18 protein-coding genes, 1 tRNA gene and 1 pseudogene are annotated in these 18,254 nt (G+C 70.2%); 12 read left to right on the forward strand and 8 right to left on the reverse strand.

Annotated features, from left to right (window positions below; translation table 11 throughout):
• Positions 1-115 precede the first annotated feature (115 nt).
• Positions 116-1,057, forward strand: coding sequence for a Yip1 family protein (locus ACZ6K0_RS19430; protein WP_469231044.1), 942 nt, complete (start codon positions 116-118; stop codon positions 1,055-1,057).
• A 102-nt stretch (positions 1,058-1,159) separates the two neighbouring features.
• Here ACZ6K0_RS19430 and ACZ6K0_RS19435 read toward each other — a convergent pair whose 3' ends face one another.
• The 3 genes from ACZ6K0_RS19435 to ACZ6K0_RS19445 all read right to left on the reverse strand — a co-directional run bounded on the left by ACZ6K0_RS19435 (position 1,160) and on the right by ACZ6K0_RS19445 (position 4,472).
• Positions 1,160-1,861 (reverse strand): response regulator, encoded by a 702-nt coding sequence (locus ACZ6K0_RS19435; RefSeq protein WP_376413301.1) that lies wholly within the window; start codon positions 1,859-1,861, stop codon positions 1,160-1,162.
• A complete protein-coding gene (locus tag ACZ6K0_RS19440) occupies positions 1,858-3,162 on the reverse strand; it encodes an ATP-binding protein (RefSeq protein WP_469231046.1) in 1,305 nt (434 codons plus the stop codon). The genes ACZ6K0_RS19435 and ACZ6K0_RS19440 overlap by 4 nt, the downstream gene beginning before the upstream one ends.
• 194 nt (positions 3,163-3,356) lie before the next feature.
• A complete protein-coding gene (locus tag ACZ6K0_RS19445) occupies positions 3,357-4,472 on the reverse strand; it encodes a peptidoglycan DD-metalloendopeptidase family protein (protein WP_376413304.1) in 1,116 nt (371 codons plus the stop codon).
• A 201-nt stretch (positions 4,473-4,673) separates the two neighbouring features.
• On the opposite strand from ACZ6K0_RS19445, the gene ACZ6K0_RS19450 reads away from it, so the two are divergent.
• Positions 4,674-5,282: a hypothetical protein gene (locus ACZ6K0_RS19450; RefSeq protein ID WP_469231048.1), complete on the forward strand. Its 609-nt coding sequence runs from the start codon at positions 4,674-4,676 to the stop codon at positions 5,280-5,282.
• On the forward strand, positions 5,279-7,888 hold the full coding sequence (locus tag ACZ6K0_RS19455; RefSeq protein ID WP_469231049.1) for a GH25 family lysozyme: 2,610 nt from the start codon (positions 5,279-5,281) through the stop codon (positions 7,886-7,888). Before ACZ6K0_RS19450 ends, ACZ6K0_RS19455 begins: the two co-directional genes overlap by 4 nt.
• Before the next feature lie 50 nt (positions 7,889-7,938).
• Here ACZ6K0_RS19455 and ACZ6K0_RS19460 read toward each other — a convergent pair whose 3' ends face one another.
• Positions 7,939-8,436 (reverse strand): phosphoribosyltransferase, encoded by a 498-nt coding sequence (locus ACZ6K0_RS19460; protein WP_024755952.1) that lies wholly within the window; start codon positions 8,434-8,436, stop codon positions 7,939-7,941.
• A 13-nt stretch (positions 8,437-8,449) separates the two neighbouring features.
• On the reverse strand, positions 8,450-9,025 hold the full coding sequence (dcd, locus tag ACZ6K0_RS19465; protein ID WP_376413310.1) for a dCTP deaminase: 576 nt from the start codon (positions 9,023-9,025) through the stop codon (positions 8,450-8,452).
• A gap of 439 nt (positions 9,026-9,464) precedes the next feature.
• Here dcd and ACZ6K0_RS19470 point away from each other — a divergent pair.
• The 5 genes from ACZ6K0_RS19470 (at position 9,465) to ACZ6K0_RS19490 (ending at position 13,160) form a co-directional block, all read left to right on the forward strand.
• Positions 9,465-9,535 (forward strand) — tRNA-Gly (locus tag ACZ6K0_RS19470).
• Between the two features lie 782 nt (positions 9,536-10,317).
• Entirely contained in the window at positions 10,318-10,521 is a 204-nt protein-coding gene (locus ACZ6K0_RS19475; RefSeq protein ID WP_030647895.1) for a cold-shock protein, read from the forward strand.
• A 309-nt stretch (positions 10,522-10,830) separates the two neighbouring features.
• Positions 10,831-12,345, forward strand: coding sequence for a DEAD/DEAH box helicase (locus tag ACZ6K0_RS19480; RefSeq protein ID WP_376397323.1), 1,515 nt, complete (start codon positions 10,831-10,833; stop codon positions 12,343-12,345).
• Positions 12,346-12,391: 46 nt separating this feature from the next.
• Positions 12,392-12,796: a CBS domain-containing protein gene (locus ACZ6K0_RS19485; protein ID WP_376397326.1), complete on the forward strand. Its 405-nt coding sequence runs from the start codon at positions 12,392-12,394 to the stop codon at positions 12,794-12,796.
• 52 nt (positions 12,797-12,848) lie between these two features.
• The gene (locus tag ACZ6K0_RS19490) at positions 12,849-13,160 is read left to right on the forward strand and encodes an SCO5918 family protein (RefSeq protein WP_376397331.1); all 312 of its coding nucleotides are present in this window, start codon (positions 12,849-12,851) and stop codon (positions 13,158-13,160) included.
• Positions 13,161-13,262: 102 nt separating this feature from the next.
• Here ACZ6K0_RS19490 and ACZ6K0_RS19495 read toward each other — a convergent pair whose 3' ends face one another.
• Together ACZ6K0_RS19495 and ACZ6K0_RS19500 are read right to left on the reverse strand one after the other, a co-directional pair.
• On the reverse strand, positions 13,263-13,622 hold the full coding sequence (locus ACZ6K0_RS19495; protein WP_141303456.1) for a hypothetical protein: 360 nt from the start codon (positions 13,620-13,622) through the stop codon (positions 13,263-13,265).
• Positions 13,623-13,670: 48 nt separating this feature from the next.
• Positions 13,671-13,862, reverse strand: a pseudogene (locus ACZ6K0_RS19500) (ATP-binding protein); the annotation flags it as partial.
• Positions 13,863-14,586: 724 nt separating this feature from the next.
• Between ACZ6K0_RS19500 and ACZ6K0_RS19505 the strand changes: the two are divergent.
• Entirely contained in the window at positions 14,587-14,925 is a 339-nt protein-coding gene (locus tag ACZ6K0_RS19505) for a MerR family transcriptional regulator (protein WP_190133573.1), read from the forward strand.
• Between the two features lie 253 nt (positions 14,926-15,178).
• Entirely contained in the window at positions 15,179-15,523 is a 345-nt protein-coding gene (locus tag ACZ6K0_RS19510) for a PRC-barrel domain containing protein (RefSeq protein ID WP_469231052.1), read from the forward strand.
• Positions 15,524-15,591: 68 nt separating this feature from the next.
• Here the strand turns inward: ACZ6K0_RS19510 and trhA are convergent, their stop codons facing one another.
• Positions 15,592-16,377 (reverse strand): PAQR family membrane homeostasis protein TrhA, encoded by a 786-nt coding sequence (gene trhA, locus ACZ6K0_RS19515; RefSeq protein ID WP_469231053.1) that lies wholly within the window; start codon positions 16,375-16,377, stop codon positions 15,592-15,594.
• Positions 16,378-16,807: 430 nt separating this feature from the next.
• On the opposite strand from trhA, the gene ACZ6K0_RS19520 reads away from it, so the two are divergent.
• Together ACZ6K0_RS19520 and ACZ6K0_RS19525 are read left to right on the forward strand one after the other, a co-directional pair.
• Complete coding sequence (locus ACZ6K0_RS19520) at positions 16,808-17,179, forward strand: DUF1206 domain-containing protein (protein ID WP_469231055.1); 372 nt, start codon at positions 16,808-16,810, stop codon at positions 17,177-17,179.
• 100 nt (positions 17,180-17,279) lie between these two features.
• Complete coding sequence (locus tag ACZ6K0_RS19525; RefSeq protein ID WP_376397346.1) at positions 17,280-17,669, forward strand: VOC family protein; 390 nt, start codon at positions 17,280-17,282, stop codon at positions 17,667-17,669.
• The last annotated feature ends 585 nt before the right edge of the window (positions 17,670-18,254 follow it).

Below are 18,254 nucleotides of genomic sequence, written 5' to 3' on the forward strand. Positions count from 1 at the left end.
CCGACCGCGTCACGGCCCGCCCGCCCCTGGGGATTCCCCTAGGGGATGTCACAGCTCAGTGGCAAGGACCGGCCGGACGAGCGCCCCCACAGCCTGAGCGGGTACGTTCAAGGGCGTGGCTGGATTCAGGAACGGACGCGGCCGGGACAACCGCCCCCCGCAGCAACAGCAGCAGCAACCGCAGCAGGCGCCCTACGGGTACAACGCGGCCCCGCCGCCGTACCCGCAGCAGCAGTGGCCCCCGCAGAGCGGTCAGTACGGCGGCGGTCAGCAGAGCGGTCAGTACGGCGGGCAGTACGGCGGCGGTCAGCAGGGCGGGCAGTACGGCGGCCCTCAGGGGCAGCAGCAGCCCTACGGGGAGCCGGAGTACTTCGGCGACCCCTACGGCCAGCAGCAGCCGCAGTCGCAGCAGCCGCACGCCGGCACGGCGAACAACCCGGGCCACACGCAGATGTTCAGCGTGGACGACCCGTACGGCGACGGCGGGGGCTACCAGGCCGCCCCCGTCCCCACGGGCCCCCGCCTGCCCTGGAAGCCCCTCCTGAGCGGCATCGTGCTGCGCCCGGCGGACACCTTCCTCCGGATGCGGGACCACGCCGTCTGGGGCCCGGCGCTGATCGTCACGTTCCTCTACGGCCTGCTCGCGATCTTCGGCTTCGACAAGGCGCGCGACGAGGCGATCAACGCGACCCTGTCGACGGCGATCCCGTACGTCCTGATGACCGCCCTCGGCTTCGTCGTCGGCGGACTGATCCTCGGCGCCGTCACGCACACGCTCGCCCGCCAGCTCGGCGGCGACGGCTCCTGGCAGCCGACCGTGGGCCTCTCGATGCTGATCATGTCGATCACGGACACGCCGCGGCTCGTCTTCGCGCTCTTCCTCGGCGGGGAGAACGGCTTCGTCCAGGTCATCGGCTGGCTGACGTGGCTGGCGCTCGGCGCCCTGCTCACCATGATGGTGAGCCGCTCGCACGACCTGCCGTGGCCGAAGGCCCTGGGCGCGTCGGCGATCCAGCTGGTGGCGCTGCTGAGCCTGACCAAGCTGGGCATGCTGTAGCGATAGCGACGTACGCCGCGTACGTACGCGGAATCACGAAAGCCCCCCATCGCACGGCGGTGGGGGGCTTCGCCGTCCCCGGCCACTCGGCGCCCCGGCCACTCACCCGCCCCGGCCGCCGATGCGCCACCAGTCCTTGCGGTCCGCCGGCTCCTCGGCCCAGAACTCCAGGAGGTCGCCCGGCGCGAGCCCGAGGGCGTGCTCGATCTCGCCGGGCGTGAGGCCGCGCAGGGAGTCCGACAGCGACCTGGTCAGGTCGAACCAGTAGCCGCGCAGCGTCGACTCGCTCACGAACAGCTCCCGCGCGACCTGGGCGTAGCTCAGGCCGCGGGCGCGGCCGTGCAGGATCTGGCGCTGGCGCTCGCTCAGCAGGGTGATGCAGTCGCGCCGGACGAGCACTTCGAGGATGCCGACGACCGGCTGCGGCACGACGGTGCCGCCGGCGGCGACGTCGAGGAAGAGCTGTTCGGCCCGGTCGCGCGGCAGGGCCTTGGAGACGATGCCGCTCGCCCCGGCCGCGAGGCACGCCGCGAGGACGAAGCGGCGTTCCTCCTGGCTGTAGACGCAGACGCGGTAGCCGCGGCGGGTGAGCGTGCGGATCGCGGCGACGCCCTGCCGGACGTCGGGCTGCTGCTCCAGGTTGGCCAGGTGCAGGTCGAGCAGGACGACGTCCACCGCCGGGGCCCGGCGTATCAGCTCCTCCACGGTCGCGACCGCGGCGACGACGTCGAGACCGGGCATGAGGAGGCCGATCGACTCGCGGATCAGCGAGGCGTCGTCGACGACCGCCACCGCGGGCCTCATGGCGCGTCCGCGAAGGCGGCCCGTACGGTCGGACGCTCCGGCCCCGGCGGGCCGGCCCCGGGTTCCGGGCGGGACCGGACCGTCACGGTCGTTCCCTCGCCCGCGGCGGACACGATCCCGACGGCGAGCCCCCGTCGGCGCAGTTCGCCGACGACCACCTCGCGCAGCCCGACCCCGGCGGTCACGGTCGCGGGGTCAAAGCCGACGCCGTCGTCGTGCACGGTCAGCGTCCAGCCCTCCTCCCGCGTCCCGTCGAGGTGGACGACGACCTCGTGCGCGCGGGCGTGCACGCGGACGTTCAGGAGCAGGCTCCCGAGCGCCCGCTCCAGCGCCTCGGCCTGCGCGGCGGGGATCCGCAGGCCGGTGCCGAGATCGAGCGAGGCGACGACGTTCAGGTCGGCGAACCGGTCGCACACCCGCTTGACCACGGGGACGAGCCCGGCGGGCGGCCCGTCGCCGTCGGAGGCGTACGCGTCCCCGCCCCCGGCGTCCCCGCCCCGCGAATCCCCGCCCCCGGCGTCCCCGCCCCGGGCGTCCGTGCCCCGCAGGTACGAGCGCATCCGCCGCAGCTCGAACTCGGCCTGGCCGACGAGCCGGGCCCGCGAGACGTCGTCCCCCTGCTCGGTCAGCAGGCGCATGACGGCGACGCCGTTGTGCATCATCACCTGCGCCCGCCGTTCCTCCTCGCGCCGCGCCAGCTCGGCGGCACGCGCGCGGGAGGCGTCGGCGTCGCGCGCGATGCGGCGGGTGTAGCCGAAGAACATGCGGGCGACCAGCGCGTACACGACATAGGTCAGGACGTTGCCGACGGCCGTCGAGGTCATCTCGCTCCCGACGTCGCCGCCGAGGTAGACCACGTAGGAGAGGGAGACGGCGAGCAGGCTGGCCGCCCAGACGGCGAGGCCGCGCACCCCGCCGGCGGTGATGATGACGGACAGCGCGTACCCCGGCTGGAACGCGGTCCAGGTGCCGAAGCGGTCCCACGGCGCGAGCACCAGGGGGCCGAGGACGAGCAGGGCGCAGGCCAGCCCGAAGTCGAGTACGGAGACGACCGTGCCCGGCGGCCGGCGGCGTACGAGCGTCACCGCGCTCACCGCGACCGCCGCGAGGGCGGCGGCGCCCCAGCACGCGAGGTAGCCGCTCTCGTGCGGCGCCCGCGCCGCGCCGAGCTGGACCGCGGGCACCATCTGCGCGACGGTGCCGAGGCGGACCCCCGCGGTGAAGTACGAGAAGGCCCGCTCGACGCCGGCCCTGGTCGTGGGCAGCTCCGCGACCCGCCACAGCCCGTTGCGACTCCTCATCGTCCTCCTCGGCTCCGCGGCAGCCTTCCGACGCGCAACGATGAAGATAGTTGAGGGGCATGCCTGAGGGCAGGGCCTCGGAAAGAGACCCTGCCCCAACGGAGTTCGACGATCAGGACACGTCAGAGGTGTCGGACGCGCCAGAGGTGTAGGACGCGCCAGAGGTGTCTGACGCGTCAGACGAGCCGGACGCGTCAGACGAGCCTGGCGAGCGCCGCCCAGGTGTTGGTGCCGGGAACCCCGTCGACCGGGCCCGTGTAGCCGCCGAGCTGGGCCATGCGCTGGAGCGCGGAGTACGTGGCGTTGCCCGGAGCGCCGTCGATCGGGCCGGTGTAGCCGTATCCGGAGAGCACCTTCTGCGCGCCCTTCCACGACATGGTGCCCAGCACGCCGTCGGCCGGTCCGGTGTAGCCGCCGAGCTTGGCCATCCGCTGGAACGCGGCCCAGGTGTTGGTGCCCGGAGCGCCGTCGATCGGGCCCGTGTAGCCGTACCGGCGCAGGACGGTCTGCACGCCCTTCCAGGAGTTGGTGCCCATCACTCCGTCGATCGGGCCGGTGTAGCCGCCCTTCTGCGCCAGTCGCTGGAGTGCGGAGTACGTGTTGCCGCCGGGCGCGCCGTCGAGGGGGCCGGTGTAGCCGTACCCCTTCATCACCTGCTGGACGCCCTTCCAGGTGTTCGTGCCCGGCACGCCGTCCAGGGCGCCGGTGTAGCCGCCGGCGCCGGCGATCTTCTGGAGCGTCAGCCCCTCGCCCTGGACGGGGGGCGGACCGCCGCCCGTGACGGAGAGCGGGTTGACGCGGACGCCGCTCGCGTTGATGACGTGCCAGTGCAGGTGCGGCCCGGTCGAGTTGCCGGCGCCGTCGGCGCCGGCCGCTCCGCCGGAGCGCCCGACGACCGTCCCGGCCGCCACGGAAGCGCCGTTGGCGAGCAGGAACTGCGACAGGTGCATGTACTGGCTGCGGTAGCCCTCGGCGTGGTGGATGGTGACGGTGTGGCCGCCGGTGCCGTTGTAGGGGATGTTCTCGATCGTTCCGGCGCCGCAGGCCGGGAGCGACGTCCCGACGGCCATGCCGAAGTCGACGCCGTTGTGGTTCGGCGGGTCCCACGGGCCGGTGATGGCGTACGCGCCGAACGGGTTGTAGAGGGCGGGGACGGCGTACGCGCTCGTGGGCAGCACGAGCCCGCCGGCGGCCAGCGCGCCGCCGCCCACCACCGCGCCACGCAGCAGCGTGCGGCGGCTGACGCCCGCCGGGACGTGATGGTCGTCCTGGCCGCCGCCACAACGGTGCCGTGCCTCGTTCTCGGTCAACGCTTCTCCTCGTCTAGGACGGTTCGCGAGCCCGCTCATCCCATCGGGCCGCCCCCGCGCCGACAACCCAACGAATGCGCGGAACCGGGGCTTCAACTCCGCGCTTTCGTTGGGTTGTCGGCGTACGGGCCGTGCGGTGGTCTTGACCGGTCCGTGGTTCGGCCGGCGGTACAGGGATTCCAGGAGGTCAGGTGAGGTCAGGTGCCCGAGTGGGTTGATGGCGAAGGGCGGGGCACGCCGTCGCGGCGGTCCGTCCTGCGGACGGTCGGCGCGCTGCTGCCGGGACTGGTCCTGGGGGTGGGCGCGGGCGGCACGGCCGCGGCGAGCACGCTTCAGGTCTCCGGAGGCTCCGGCGCCTCCGACACGTCCGGCACCTCCGGCGCATCCGGCGCGGACGTCCGGGGGACGTTCTCGTCACCCGGATACGCGTGGACGGCCTCGGACGCACGGACTCCGGCCGGTTCCCCGGCCGCCGGAGTGGTGTTCACGCTCGCCTCACCGGACGGCAGGCCGCTGCCCGGCCGACGGGTCCGGTTCTCCCTCAGCGCCTTCCACGCGGCCCGTCCCGGTCTCTGGTTCGAGGTGTCCGAGGGCCGGAAGTCCCCGGGCCGGTACGGATATCTGGACCTCGACACGGACGCGGACGGGACCGTCGACCTGGGCCCCTGGCTCCGTCACGGCGGCGTACCGACCGCCGCGGCGGACCCGCGACCGGTCGTCCGCGCCCAACTGGTGGGCTCGGAGACGATTCTCGCCGCATCCCGGGTGTCCGTCCTCCTCCCCACCACCCTTCAGAGAGGTGCACGTTGACGAGAACGGTCGCCGGGGCCGAGCAATGGGCTCGCCAGCACGTCACCGACGGTGGTGCCGCCGGCTTCGACAACGGCTACAACTGGTCCGACATGTGCCAGTCGCTGATGTTCCGGGCCTGCGATCTGAGCAGCTCGCGGGGCACGGCGTACGACGCCTGGGAGGCGTCGGGCGAGGGGCATCCGGACTACTCGGCGGCGCCCCGCGGCGCCTTCCACTGGTGGGCCAACGCGGTACGGCTCACGCCCGGCCACGTGGCCCTGGACCTCGACGGCGGCGGCACCCGCTGCCTGATGGCGACGGGCCACCTGTCGGGCGGGGAGGACTTCGCCCCCGGCGGCTACCGCATCGGCACCCAGTCCATCGCCCGGTACAACTCCCTCTCCGGCCTGGTGTACCTGGGCTGGACGCTGGACAACGTGGGCGCGCGGATGGCCGACGTGGGCACCCCGGGCCCCGGGGGCACCACGTACACCCTGACCGCCGACGACCAGAAGGTCCTGCAGACGCTCGCGCAGCGCGGCGGCTACACGGGCCCGGTCGACGGCGCGATCGGCGTCAACGGCTGGAAGGGCGTGCAGACCGCGGTCCGCGGCTACGGCTACGCGGGCCCGGTCGACGGCGTGCCCGGCACCGAGACGTACAAGGCCCTGCAGGCGCTGGCCCGGGACGGCGGCTACACGGGCCCGGTCGACGGCCTCCTCGGCCCGAACACGATCCGCGGCGTGTCGGGCTGGCTGTCCGCGCACCCGCCGTCGACGACCCCGGCCCCCGGCCCGGCACCGACCCCGTCGCCCACGGACGCGGTGTACGGGATCGACGTCGGCACCAGCCAGGCCTACCTGGACTTCCTGGCCGCGCGCAGCGCCGGCTACCGGTTCTGCGTCGTGAAGTCGGGCGGCTCCAACGACGGCACGCACCTGCCCTACACCTCGCCGCACTACGTCCGGCAGGTCGACGAGGCCCGGGCCGCCGGGTTCCTGGTCGGCCACTACTGGATGACGGGGTGGGGAGCGGCGGCCACCGACGCCGAGTACTTCCTCGCCCATCTGCGGGACTACCGCCCCGGCGAGCCGCTGATGGTCGACGTCGAGGGCGTCGACCAGAGCCCGGTGTGGACGGACGCCCAGACGGCGGAGTTCATCGGCATCGTGAAGGCCCGCCTGGGCACGACCCCGTTCCTCTACACGTACTCCTCCCTGCTCCAGTCCCGCTCCTGGACGCAGACGCGGGCGACGGGCGCGAAGCTGTGGATCGCGGACTACGGCGCCCCGGCCGGCAGCCCGCGGATCGGCACCGCGTATCCGGACTGGGCGATCCACCAGTTCAGTGACTCGGGGTCGGTCAAGGGCGTCGCCGTCGACCTGAACCAGGCGAGGCCGGACGCGTTCGGCTCGGCGGTCCTGCCGCCCCCGGGGCAGAACCCGATCCCCGACCCGGCGCCGGACATCCCGCTGGCGGACGGCGTCACCCTCCAGCGGCTGGCGCAGCTCGGCGGCTACACGGGCCCGCTGGACGGCGTCCTCGGCCCCCTGTCGTGGAAGGGCGTCCAGACCCTCCTCACCCAGCTGAGCCTGTACAGCGGCCCGATCGACGGCGTTCCCGGCACGAACACGTACAAGGGCCTCCAGCAGCTGGCGCAGCGCGGCGGCTACACGGGCCCGGTCGACGGGATCATGGGCCCGAACACGTACGCCGGTCTGCGCGGCTACCTCGACCAGGCCGGCGGTACGGGCCCGGTCACCCTCTCGACCGCGGACGCGAAGACGCTCCAGCAGGTCGCCCAGCACGGCGGCTACACGGGCCCGGTGGACGGCGTCCTCGGCACCAACGGCTGGAAGGGCGTCCAGACCGTCCTCGCGCAGGGCTACTCCACCGGCCCGATCGACGGCACGCCCGACCCGGAGACGTACAAGGGCCTCCAGCGGCTGGCCGCCGACTACGGCTACACGGGTCCGATCGACGGCGTCCCCGGCCCGCTCACCTTCGCGGCGGTCCGCACGTACCTGAGCGTGACGGGCACCGGCCCCGGCCCGATCTCGACGGCCGACGGAACGACCCTGCAGAAGATCGCCAAGGGAGGCGGCTACACGGGCCCGCTCGACGGGGTCATGGGCGCCAACGGCTGGAAGGGAATCCAGACGGTCCTGCGCGGCTACGGCTACACGGGTCCGCTGGACGGGGCGCCCGGCACGAACACGTACAAGGGCCTGCAGACCCTGGCGACGGCCGGCGGCTACACGGGCCCGATCGACGGCGTACTGGGCACCAACTCGTGGAAAGCCATCCAGACGGTGCTGCGGCGCTTCGGCTACACGGGCCCGATCGACGGGGCGCCGGGGACGAACACGTACGCGGCGATGCAGCGGATGGCCGCGGTCGGCGGCTACACGGGCCCGGCCGACGGGGTCCTCGGCTCGTACAGCTGGGGCGGGATCCAGGCGTGCCTGCGCGGCTGGGGCTACTCGGGCCTGATCGACGGCGCTCCGGGCAAGGCGACGTACGTGGCGCTCCAGCGACTGGCCCAGACGGGCGGCTACACGGGCCCGCTGGACGGGGTCCCCGGCACGAACACGTACCGGGCACTGGGCAACCTGGTCACCTGAGCCGACTCAAGTGACCAGGTGACCGGAGCGTGGGGGCTCGGGTTCTCGACTCAGGCGTCGAGAACCTGACCCTCACGCTTCACGACGGGCGGCTCGACCGACCAGGGGAAGTTGATCCACTCGTCGGTCTTCTTCCACACGTACTCGCACTTCACGAGCGAGTGCGACTTCTCGTAGATGACGGCCGAACGGACCTCGGCGACGTGGTCGACGCAGAAGTCGTGGACGAGCTTGAGCGTCTTGCCGGTGTCGGCGACGTCGTCCGTGATCAGGACCTTCTTGTCGGAGAAGTCGATCGCGTCCGGCACGGGCGCCAGCATGACCGGCATCTCCAGGGTGGTCCCCACCCCGGTGTAGAACTCCACGTTCACGAGGTGGATGTTCTTGCAGTCGAGGGCGTAGGCCAGACCGCCGGCGACGAAGACGCCGCCGCGGGCGATGGAGAGCACGATGTCGGGCTCGTACCCGTCGTCGGCGATGGTCTGCGCCAGCTCGCGGACGGCGGTCCCGAAGCCCTCGTACGTCAGGTTCTCGCGTACTTCACTCATGCCGGCTACCGCCTCACACCTGGGTCCGATGGAAGTTCATGAAGGAGCGCGAGGCCGTCGGCCCCCGCTGGCCCTGGTACCGCGAGCCGTACCGCTCGCTCCCGTACGGGAACTCGGCGGGCGAGCTCAGCCGGAACAGGCACAGCTGGCCGATCTTCATGCCCGGCCACAGCTTGATCGGCAGGGTGGCGAGGTTCGACAGCTCCAGCGTCACGTGCCCGGAGAAACCGGGGTCGATGAACCCGGCGGTCGAGTGGGTGACGAGCCCGAGCCGCCCGAGGGAGCTCTTCCCCTCCAGCCTCGACGCGATGTCGTCCGGCAGGGAGATGACCTCGTAGGTCGAGGCGAGCACGAACTCGTTCGGGTGGAGGATGAACGCCTCGTCACCCTCCGGCTCGACCTCACGCGTCAGGTCGAGCTGCTCGACGGCGGGGTCGATGTGGGGGTAGCGGTGGTTCTCGAACACCCGGAAGAAGCGGTCAAGCCTCACGTCGATGCTCGAGGGCTGCACCATGGATTCGTCGTACGGGTCGATGCGCACCCGTCCGGCATCGATCTCGGCCCGGATGTCCTTGTCTGAGAGAAGCACGCCCCCACGATACGCAGAGGGCGCGGACCTGCCCCAATCGGCAGGGTCACGCGCCCCGGCCCTCGGCCCTACCTCTCGGCCCGGCCCCTCGGCCCGTCCGGCTCAGCGCTGTCCGAGCACCACGGGCACCGCGTGCCGCAACCGCGCACACCGCGGACACCGAATGAGCCGCCCGGGCCCGATCCGCCCGGCCCCGAGCTGCTGAAGCGGGAACGAGGCGGTACTGAACACATGCCCTTCGGCACAGCGGACGACGGTGCGCTCCATGGAACCCATCAAGTCCCTTCCCCTACACGTGTGGTGGACGAGACAGCCACATTAGGGGATCAACAGGACACCCTCCAGGCGGCGCTCCGCACACGCGGAGGCGTGAGGTTCGCCTCAAGTGGCGCATGGGGTACAGTGTGCAACGATGCGGCACCGTTCATACGGCCGCTGTGCGGATGTAGTTTAATGGTAGAACATGAGCTTCCCAAGCTTATAGCGCGGGTTCGATTCCCGTCATCCGCTCTTCCACGAAGCCCCAGGTCAGCGACCTGGGGCTTCGTCGTTGTCCGGAGCTCTCGGCCCTCGCCGGTCTCGCGTCGCGAGACGCGTTCTCGATGCCCTGCGTCACACCGCTGCCTCCGTCGCGTGAATTCGCTTTCAAAAGGGGGCGGTTGGCCGGAGGGGTTGACTCCGACCCTCGGGACCACCTGGCCCTCCTTCCCCGCCAACACGCGATCGGCGGCGCAGTGCGGGCAGGAAGGGAGGTGCCACGTCACCGTCACCCGGCGCCGGTCGGCGGCGATGGCACGGGCCTGCCCAGTGGCCGGGCAGGCCGCACAGTGCGGGCACACGACGGTTTCGAACTTCAGCTCAGCCATCACCTACGCCACCCTCCCCGCCAACGGTGCTCGCGACGAGGGTGCCACGTCTCCCAGCGGGACAGGCTTCACACACCGGCCCCCACTGGCTGCACGTCGCAGCCGGCGGACGCCTTGCTCCCGGAACGCTGCTCTCGGGGGGAATCAATATCTATCCCCGCGATCAGAGAGTTTAATGGACCCCGCAGGGAGAGTTTTTCCGCACCGCACACGATGGAGATATTCCACGCACACAAACCGCTGCAGCGTGCTACTGTCGATCTCGGTTGCAGTCTTGGTACCCAAAAACTTCAGGCGCTCCAGTCGGCCTCCGTGCCACATTCGAGCGCTTTATATTTCCGGTCATTTTTCCGGCGGGGCATCATCGCGGCGACACGGTGTCCGTACAGCGCGGATGCTGGTGTACTGCCCCAAAGGAGATATGACATGGCATCTGGCACCGTGAAGTGGTTCAACGCGGCAAAGGGTTTCGGCTTCATCGAGCAGGACGGTGGCGGCGACGACGTCTTCGCCCACTTCTCGAACATCGCCGCCCAGGGCTTCCGCGAGCTGCTGGAAGGCCAGAAGGTCACCTTCGACATCGCGCAGGGCCAGAAGGGCCCGACGGCCGAGAACATCGTTCCCGCCTGAAGCTGACGCACATTTCGTAGCTGGGGCCCGCATCCTTGGGGTGCGGGCCCCAGCTGCACGCATTTCCCGCAGTGGTGTCACCTGCGTGACGAAGTATTCAGGGTCACAGCCTGCTCGGCGCTTCACCCCCTAGATTTTTCTTGGTTTCGCGTCCACATGACGCCACCCCATCTCAGCGCATGCGCCCGTACAGAATCTCTGTAGGCCAGAGTCGCTTTCGCATTCCATTCGGCCCGTTCTTGTGATTCCCCGCGCTGCGTTTCTGCTGCCGGAATTCCTTGATATGTGCCGTATCAAGGAAGGTTCTGAATGAACCGCACACGTACGAACGACCGTTCCTCTCGCACCCGCAGCCGCACCGGCGGCCCCGCTTTCGGCGCTGCCACCGGTTCGGAGCGGGGCAGCCGCTTCGGCTCGTCGACCCCGAGCCGTTCCGGAGGTCCGAGCCGCTCCGGCGGCTACGGCCGCCGGCCCGCCGCGATCCAAGGCGAGTTCGCCCTGCCGAAGACGATCACTCCCGCTCTGCCCGCCGTCGAGGCTTTCGCCGATCTCGACATGCCGGCCGAGCTGTTGGCGGCCCTTGGCGCGCAGGGCCTGAGCGTGCCGTTCCCGATCCAGGGAGCCACCCTGCCCAACACCCTCGCAGGCCGCGACGTCCTCGGCCGCGGCCGCACCGGCTCCGGCAAGACTCTGGCCTTCGGCCTCGCCCTGCTGGCTCGCACCGCCGGGCAGCGCGCCGAGCCCCGCAAGCCGCTGGCCCTCGTCCTCGTCCCCACCCGCGAGCTGGCCCAGCAGGTGACCGACGCCCTCACCCCGTACGCCCGCGCCGTGAAGCTGCGTCTGACCACGGTCGTCGGCGGCATGTCGATCGGCAAGCAGGCCGGAGCGCTGCGCGGAGGCGCGGAGGTCGTCGTGGCCACGCCCGGCCGGTTGAAGGACCTCATCGACCGTGGTGACTGCCGGCTGAACCAGGTCGCAATCAGCGTCCTGGACGAAGCCGACCAGATGGCCGACATGGGCTTCATGCCGCAGGTCACCGCTCTCTTGGACCAGGTGCGTCCCGAGGGGCAGCGGATGCTGTTCTCCGCCACCCTGGACCGCAACGTCGACCTGCTGGTGCGCCGATACCTGACCGACCCGGTCGTGCACTCGGTGGACCCCTCGGCCGGTGCGGTCACCACGATGGAGCACCACGTGTTGCACGTCCACGGCTCCGACAAGCACCGGACGACGACGGAGATCGCGGCGCGCGAGAGCCGGGTGATCATGTTCCTGGACACCAAGCACGCCGTCGACCGGCTCACCCAGGACCTGCTGAACAGCGGTGTCCGGGCCGCCGCCCTTCACGGCGGGAAGTCGCAGCCGCAGCGCACCCGGACCCTCGCGCAGTTCAAGACCGGACACGTCACCGTGCTGGTCGCCACGAACGTCGCCGCCCGCGGCATCCACGTCGACAACCTCGACCTCGTCGTGAACGTCGACCCGCCGACCGACCACAAGGACTACCTCCACCGCGGCGGCCGCACCGCCCGCGCGGGCGAGTCCGGCAGCGTCGTCACCCTCGTCACCCCCAACCAGCGCCGCGACATGACCCGCCTCATGCAGGCCGCCGGCATCACCCCGCAGACCACCCAGGTCCGCTCCGGCGAAGAGGCCCTGAACCGGATCACCGGCGCCCAGGCCCCCTCCGGTGTCCCCGTCGTCATCACCGCACCGGTCGTCGAACGCGCCAAGCGCGGCGCGGCCTCCCGTGGCAGGCGTCGGCCCGCTTCGACCGTCCGGCGCGTGAGCGTGCGGCAGTCCGCCTTCGATGCGGCGGCCTGAGAACCACGTGATCAGGAAACTGACCCATCTCTGCAGGAGGCACGTTTTGACGCTGGTACAGATGCAGCCCCGCTCGGCGAACACCAACCCTGTGCACCGGACGGTGGACGACGCGATGGAGGCGGACGGTCCACAGATCTGTGACGACATGACGGTCGAGGTGGCCCTGGCCGTCATGGCCGGCGCCCGCGTGGGTCATCTGCTCGTCTGCGACGAGGACGGCCTGTGCACCGGGCTGGTCACGCAGGCCCAGCTCACCGCCATCCGCGACAGCACGGCGTACACCGACCGGGTCCGTCTCCGCGACCTGCTGGGGGACCGCGGGCCGGTCGCCTCACCCGTGACCACGATGGCCGAAGCCGAACACGCGATGCGCTACCGCCGGCTCGATGCCCTGCCGGTCATCGATGACCAGGGCAGTGCTCGGGGCGTCCTCGCCCTTGCCCGCTGAACGGCCTCACCACGGCACGACCGTCCCCCTTTTCTTCTTCCTGTGAGGCACCATGCGCTGTGTCATCGCCCGTTTCCCGTTCGACCTGACCAAGAGCGGTGTCCTGGAGTCGATGAAGGGCATCAAGCCCGAGCAGGTCGTCGGCGAGTCAGTGATCATCGGGCGCCGTACCTACCCCGTGAAGCAGGTCGGCCAGGTCATCACTCGGCAGGACCGCCGTGACTTCAGCGCCGGTGAAGTCCTCCGGGCCATGAACCAGCTCGGGTTCACCTGCCGCGGCCTCCCCCGGGCCGCCGTGCCCACGCGCGTCCTCGGCCCGCTCCAGCAGGCCTCCGCGATGCTCGGCACCCCGGTGACCGTCTGACGGACAGGACCGGCGCAAGCCGACACCCGAACAGCGAGGAGGGCCCGACCGGCACGCGCCGGTCGGGCCCTCCCGTATACCGGGGGTTACGCGAATGTCGGGTCAGTGGTCGGAGTAGCTGAAGTCGCCCATGGTCCAGGCACTGACATCCGCGATCGAGACGCGATACATCCCACCCGTCTCCGGGATCCCCACCGTGCCCTGAAGGATGCGGGCCACATGGAAGTGCAGATGAGTGGGCGGCCCCTCTTGGGGTGTCGTGGCGGTGAAGACGGCGGAGAACTCGCCCAAGCGGGCCGAGTCCGTCAGGACCTCCGACACCCGCTGCCTCCACACGGCTTCGGGAGCCAGCCGACCGGTGATGACAGCACCACCGGTGACCACGGTCAGGGACATCTGATTGCTCTGCCCGGACTCCACCAAGGCAGCGACGTCAACGAGCAGCTCGTCAGGCTTCGACATGAGAGCCGATTTTATGCACCGGTCGTCCCGTTCTCTCGACCGGGAGGACTACCGGTCGAGAAGAGCACTCACCGTCTTCTTCCCGCCGGAGGCCCTACGGGTGACAGCGGTCGTTCGGGCGAGGAGGTTGACCATGGGCCAGCCGGATCCACCGGTACCGCCGTACAGGTCAGGGGTGCGCATACGCGGCGCGTACGAGCTGGAGTCGTGAACGGCCACTTCGATGCTCTCCGCGTGGGCCCGTCAATTCCAAGGGCTCTCCTCGGCGGGCACGAAAATCTATGACGGCTGGAGTAGACATTGCATGGTGGCGTGGTTATGGTTTCTCTCGTAGCCCAGAGAGACCGCAGGGCCTGGCAGAGACGAACTGCCGGGCAGTAGTACCCGCAGTCGCAGTTCGCAGGACGGTGCGGTGGTGGAGTTCCGAAGCCAGGGTTGTTGCAGGACGGCGACGGGACTGACGACCGGACCGGGTGGCCCGCAGTGATCAGGGGCCGCCGTGAGCAGTACGCAGCAGTGAAGTAAGTGAGCAGCACCTCGGTGAAGGCGTCGGCTGCGGACGCGCGCACCGGGAAGTTCGACAGTGGGGTTCCAAGCCAGAGCAGACGCAGGACGGGCAACGGGGCTGGCTGCCGAAGAGTGGCGCTGACGCAGGCCACCAGCAGTACGCAGTAGAGCAGTACCAGCAGTACGCAGTTGATCACCGAGGGAAGAACGGAGGAGCCGAGCACCATCAGGATCGCCCGGGCGGAAGCCTTGAGCCCGGGTACCGCAGGACATCGATAGTGAGGTGGTCTCCGGTCAAGCAACCGCGATCCCCGCACTCCCGGCAGCATCTCGGTCGGGTCGGCGGAAACACAGGGTCGGCGCAGTATCAGGGCCGACAGATGGTGTAGTAGTTCCTTCGGGGCCCTGGTGCCGTACGGCACCAGGGCCCCTCCACGCGTTCCATGAGAGAGGTTCAATGACAGCAGACGACTCGTTCGGCCGTCTTGACGACGACGATTACCCCGCCTACACCATGGGCCGGGCGGCAGACATGCTCGGCACCACCCAGGGCTTCCTCCGTGCCCTCGGAGAGGCCCGCCTGATCACCCCGCTCCGCTCCGAGGGCGGCCACCGCCGCTACTCCCGCTACCAGCTGCGCATCGCCGCCCGCGCCCGGGAACTCGTCGACCAGGGCACCCCCATCGAGGCCGCCTGCCGCATCATCATCCTCGAAGACCAGCTCGAAGAAGCCCAGCGCATCAACGCCGAGTACCGCCGCGCCGCCGAGTCATCCCCTCCGCCGCCCTCGGCCTGAACCGAGCGTGCCCGTCCGGATCGGCGGGCCTCGGTCGTCGAAAGAGCGCTATTCGGGCGCGGACGCCTCCGCCAGGTCCGCCCCGGCGTCAGCGCTGCGTGTGACCCGGTGGGTACCGTGCCAGTCCAGGCACATGACCGTCGCGTCGTCCTGGAGACGGCCGCCGTGGGCGTGAAGAATCTCCGCGACCAGAGCGCGGGAGGCCTCGCGGGGGTGGAGATCGCCCGTACGCGCGATTGTGAGCGGTGTGTGGATGTACGTGCAGGACAGCGACTACACGTCCCGGCAGACACTGGTGGGGTTCACGGTTGAGGCGGCTGACGGAACCATCGGGCACGTGGACCGCCGGCAGGACCAGCCCGGCATGCAACACCTGGTCGTCGACACCAGCGTGTGGATGTTCGGCAGGAGCATTCTGATCCCGGCCGGCGCCGTCGCCGGTATCGACACCGAAGCACGGACGGTAAAGGTGTCAGGGACCCGGGAAGAGATCAAAGCCGCTCCCCGGTTCACCACCGACAGCGAAATGGCTGACCACCGCTACCTGTCCGCCGTCGGCAACTACTACCTCTCCCTGCGCCGCCCCCTCGCACCCTGACCCGAAGCCAGCAAGGCAACTCGCCCGCCCCAGGGCGACAGCAGCCCCCGGGCAGAACATTGCCGTGCTCAGTAGACGGTGAAGGAGATGGCGATGTAGTGCGCGGTGAAGGCTGCGACGGTCAGGGCGTGGAACACCTCGTGGAAGCCGAACCAGCGGGGTGAGGGGTTGGGGCGCTGGAGGGCGTAGACGACCGCGCCCGCGCTGTAGAGAAGCCCGCCCGTCACGATCAAGGAGACTACGGCCGCCCCGCCGTTGTGCAGGAAGTCGGGCAGGTACCGCACGGGCGCCCAGCCCAAGGCCAGGTAGCAGGGGGTGTACAGCCAGCGGGGAGCTCCGACCCACAGGACACGGAATGCGATGCCGACCAGAGCGCCCGTCCACACGATCCACAGCAGGAAGGTCCACTGGTCGCGGGAGAGCAGGAGCACGGCGAGTGGGGTGCACGTGCCGGCGATGATCAGGAAGATGTTGGCGTGGTCGAGGCGGCGCAGAACGGCCTCGCCGAGTGGTCCCCAGGAGCCGAGGTGGTAGACGGCGCTGGTCCCGAACAGCAGCCAGGCCGTGACGGAGTACACGGTGCAGGCCAGCACGGCCTGAGGCGTCCCTGCCAGGCAGACGAGGACGATGCCCGCGGCCAGCGACGCGGGGACCATGCCGGCGTGAAGCCAGCCGCGTAGCCTCGGCTTGACGGGTTCCACCAGATCGGCCGCCCGCTCGACCAGGTCGGCCACCGGGCGGGAGTTCTCGGCGGCCCCGTCGCGTTGCGATCCCGAAGACAGGCCGGTCGAGTCGCGTCCCTTGATCGTCGGTGGGGAAGAAACACTGCAGGCTTCGGCGTCGTCTCGGGACACTGCTTCCCCTCCCGCACCGGACTGCTGGGTATCACGGGCAACCATGCCTCCATGCTAGGAACCTGCCCGCACCGAATTCCCAGAGGCCCACCTCATCGCTGCCGCCGCATCGGCCGGCGTGGCACCGCGGTCCGCAAACAGCGGGCGCGCCAGGGACGCCGCCGGACACCGGATCCGACCCGCGACGCCCGCCCCGGCCGACGGTTCGCTGTGCAGTGGGGTCCGGCCCATGGAGGTGCCAGACATGGAGCGCAGTCAGGACAGTGCGGCTCAGCTCGCGGGGGCGGCGTCTGGCCGACAGTCGTGTGGTGGAGGTCGCGTCCAGGGTTGGGCTCTGTGCCCGGGGAGTGATCTACGTACTGGTGGGGATTCTGGCTGTGCGGATCGGCCTCGGCAGCGACAGCGGCCAGGAGGCCGACCGGTCCGGGGGGTGGAGACCCTCGGCGAGCAGCTGTTCGGCCAGGCTCTGCTGGGGCTGGCGGCGATGACGCTCTGGCGGCTGTGCGAGGCGGCGTTCGGGCAGACAGTGGAGGGCGGTGAGAAGTGGTCTCGTCGTCTGGGTTCTCTGGGGATGGCGGTGTTCTACGCCGCGATCTGTGTCGGCGTGATGCAGACGGCGCTGGTCGGCGGATCCGCCGGGGGCCGCCCCGGTGACGAGACGTCGAAGGAGTACACCGCCAGGCTGCTGGACTGGCCGGGCGGCCGGGTGATCGTCGGCGTGTTCGGGGCCGTCCTGATCGTCGTGGGCGCGGTGATACTGGTGCGCAGCAGTACAGCCGCAGCCCACCTCAAATGCCCTTGATTCGCCGGATAGATGAAGATACGATCTACGGCAACATCGCGTGTCGGTCACCGGCTGGGTGAGACATGGAGGTGTCGGGACATGCCTTCGGAGGCATTCCTTGTCAGTCGAGTTGAATCACACGATCGTCCATGCCCGGGACAACCGGGAGTCCGCTGAGTTCTTCGCGGACCTTCTCAATCTTGAGATCACCGCCGAGTGGGGTCCGTTCATCGCGGTCGGCCTGGGTAACGGCGTCACGCTGGACTTCGCCACCGTCCCCCCGGACAGCATCACCCCCCAGCACTACGCCTTCTTGATCTCCGAGGAGGAGTTCGAAGCGGCGTACGCGCAGATCAGACAGCGCGGCATCGAGCACTACGCCGACCCCCACCGGAAGCAGCCCGGCACGGTCAATCACAACGACGGTGGCCACGGCGTGTACTTCATGGATCCGGCGGGTCACGCCATGGAACTCATCACCGTGCCGTACGGCGGCTGGACCTCGTAACCGCATCCCTCGAGGACCGCACTCCATTGCGGATTGCGGTCCTCGACCGCGGTCTGTGCCCCATGCGATCGCCGCTGGCGCCCTGCGACAGCGGGCCCGCCGCCTGGCGGGCATCATCGGTGCCAGAGAAATCGGCCGTCGGTGATCCCTCCGGCGCGAGCTTCAAGCGCACGGAGCCGGGCGACGGTCTCCGGGTGCCGGCGATGGCCACCTCGACGGCCCATGCCTCCGTGAAGGCTCGGAGGCGAACCGCGGACACCTCGGCGCGCGGGGGCGGCGCCGGCCGCGCGGTCGCGGTCGAAGTGGCATCCATTTCTGCAGATCAGCGGCCATCCGCTTGCCCAAGCTCCGAGTGATTCCCCCACTTGTGGCGCGGGTTCGATTCCCGTCATCCGACCGCTCTTCCGCGAAGCCCCAGGTCAGGCTCGGCGACCTGGGGCTTCGTCGTTGTCCGGAGCTCTCGGGACTCGCGCGCCGGATTCCGAAATGCTGCACTCGGGGTGAATCAATATCTGTGACCGCGGGCTCAGACTTTACCGGGCCCCGCCGGGAGAGTTTTTACCGCAACGCGCAGAGAGGGATTGA

It is taken from the genome of Streptomyces sp. NPDC042346, assembly GCF_055581845.1.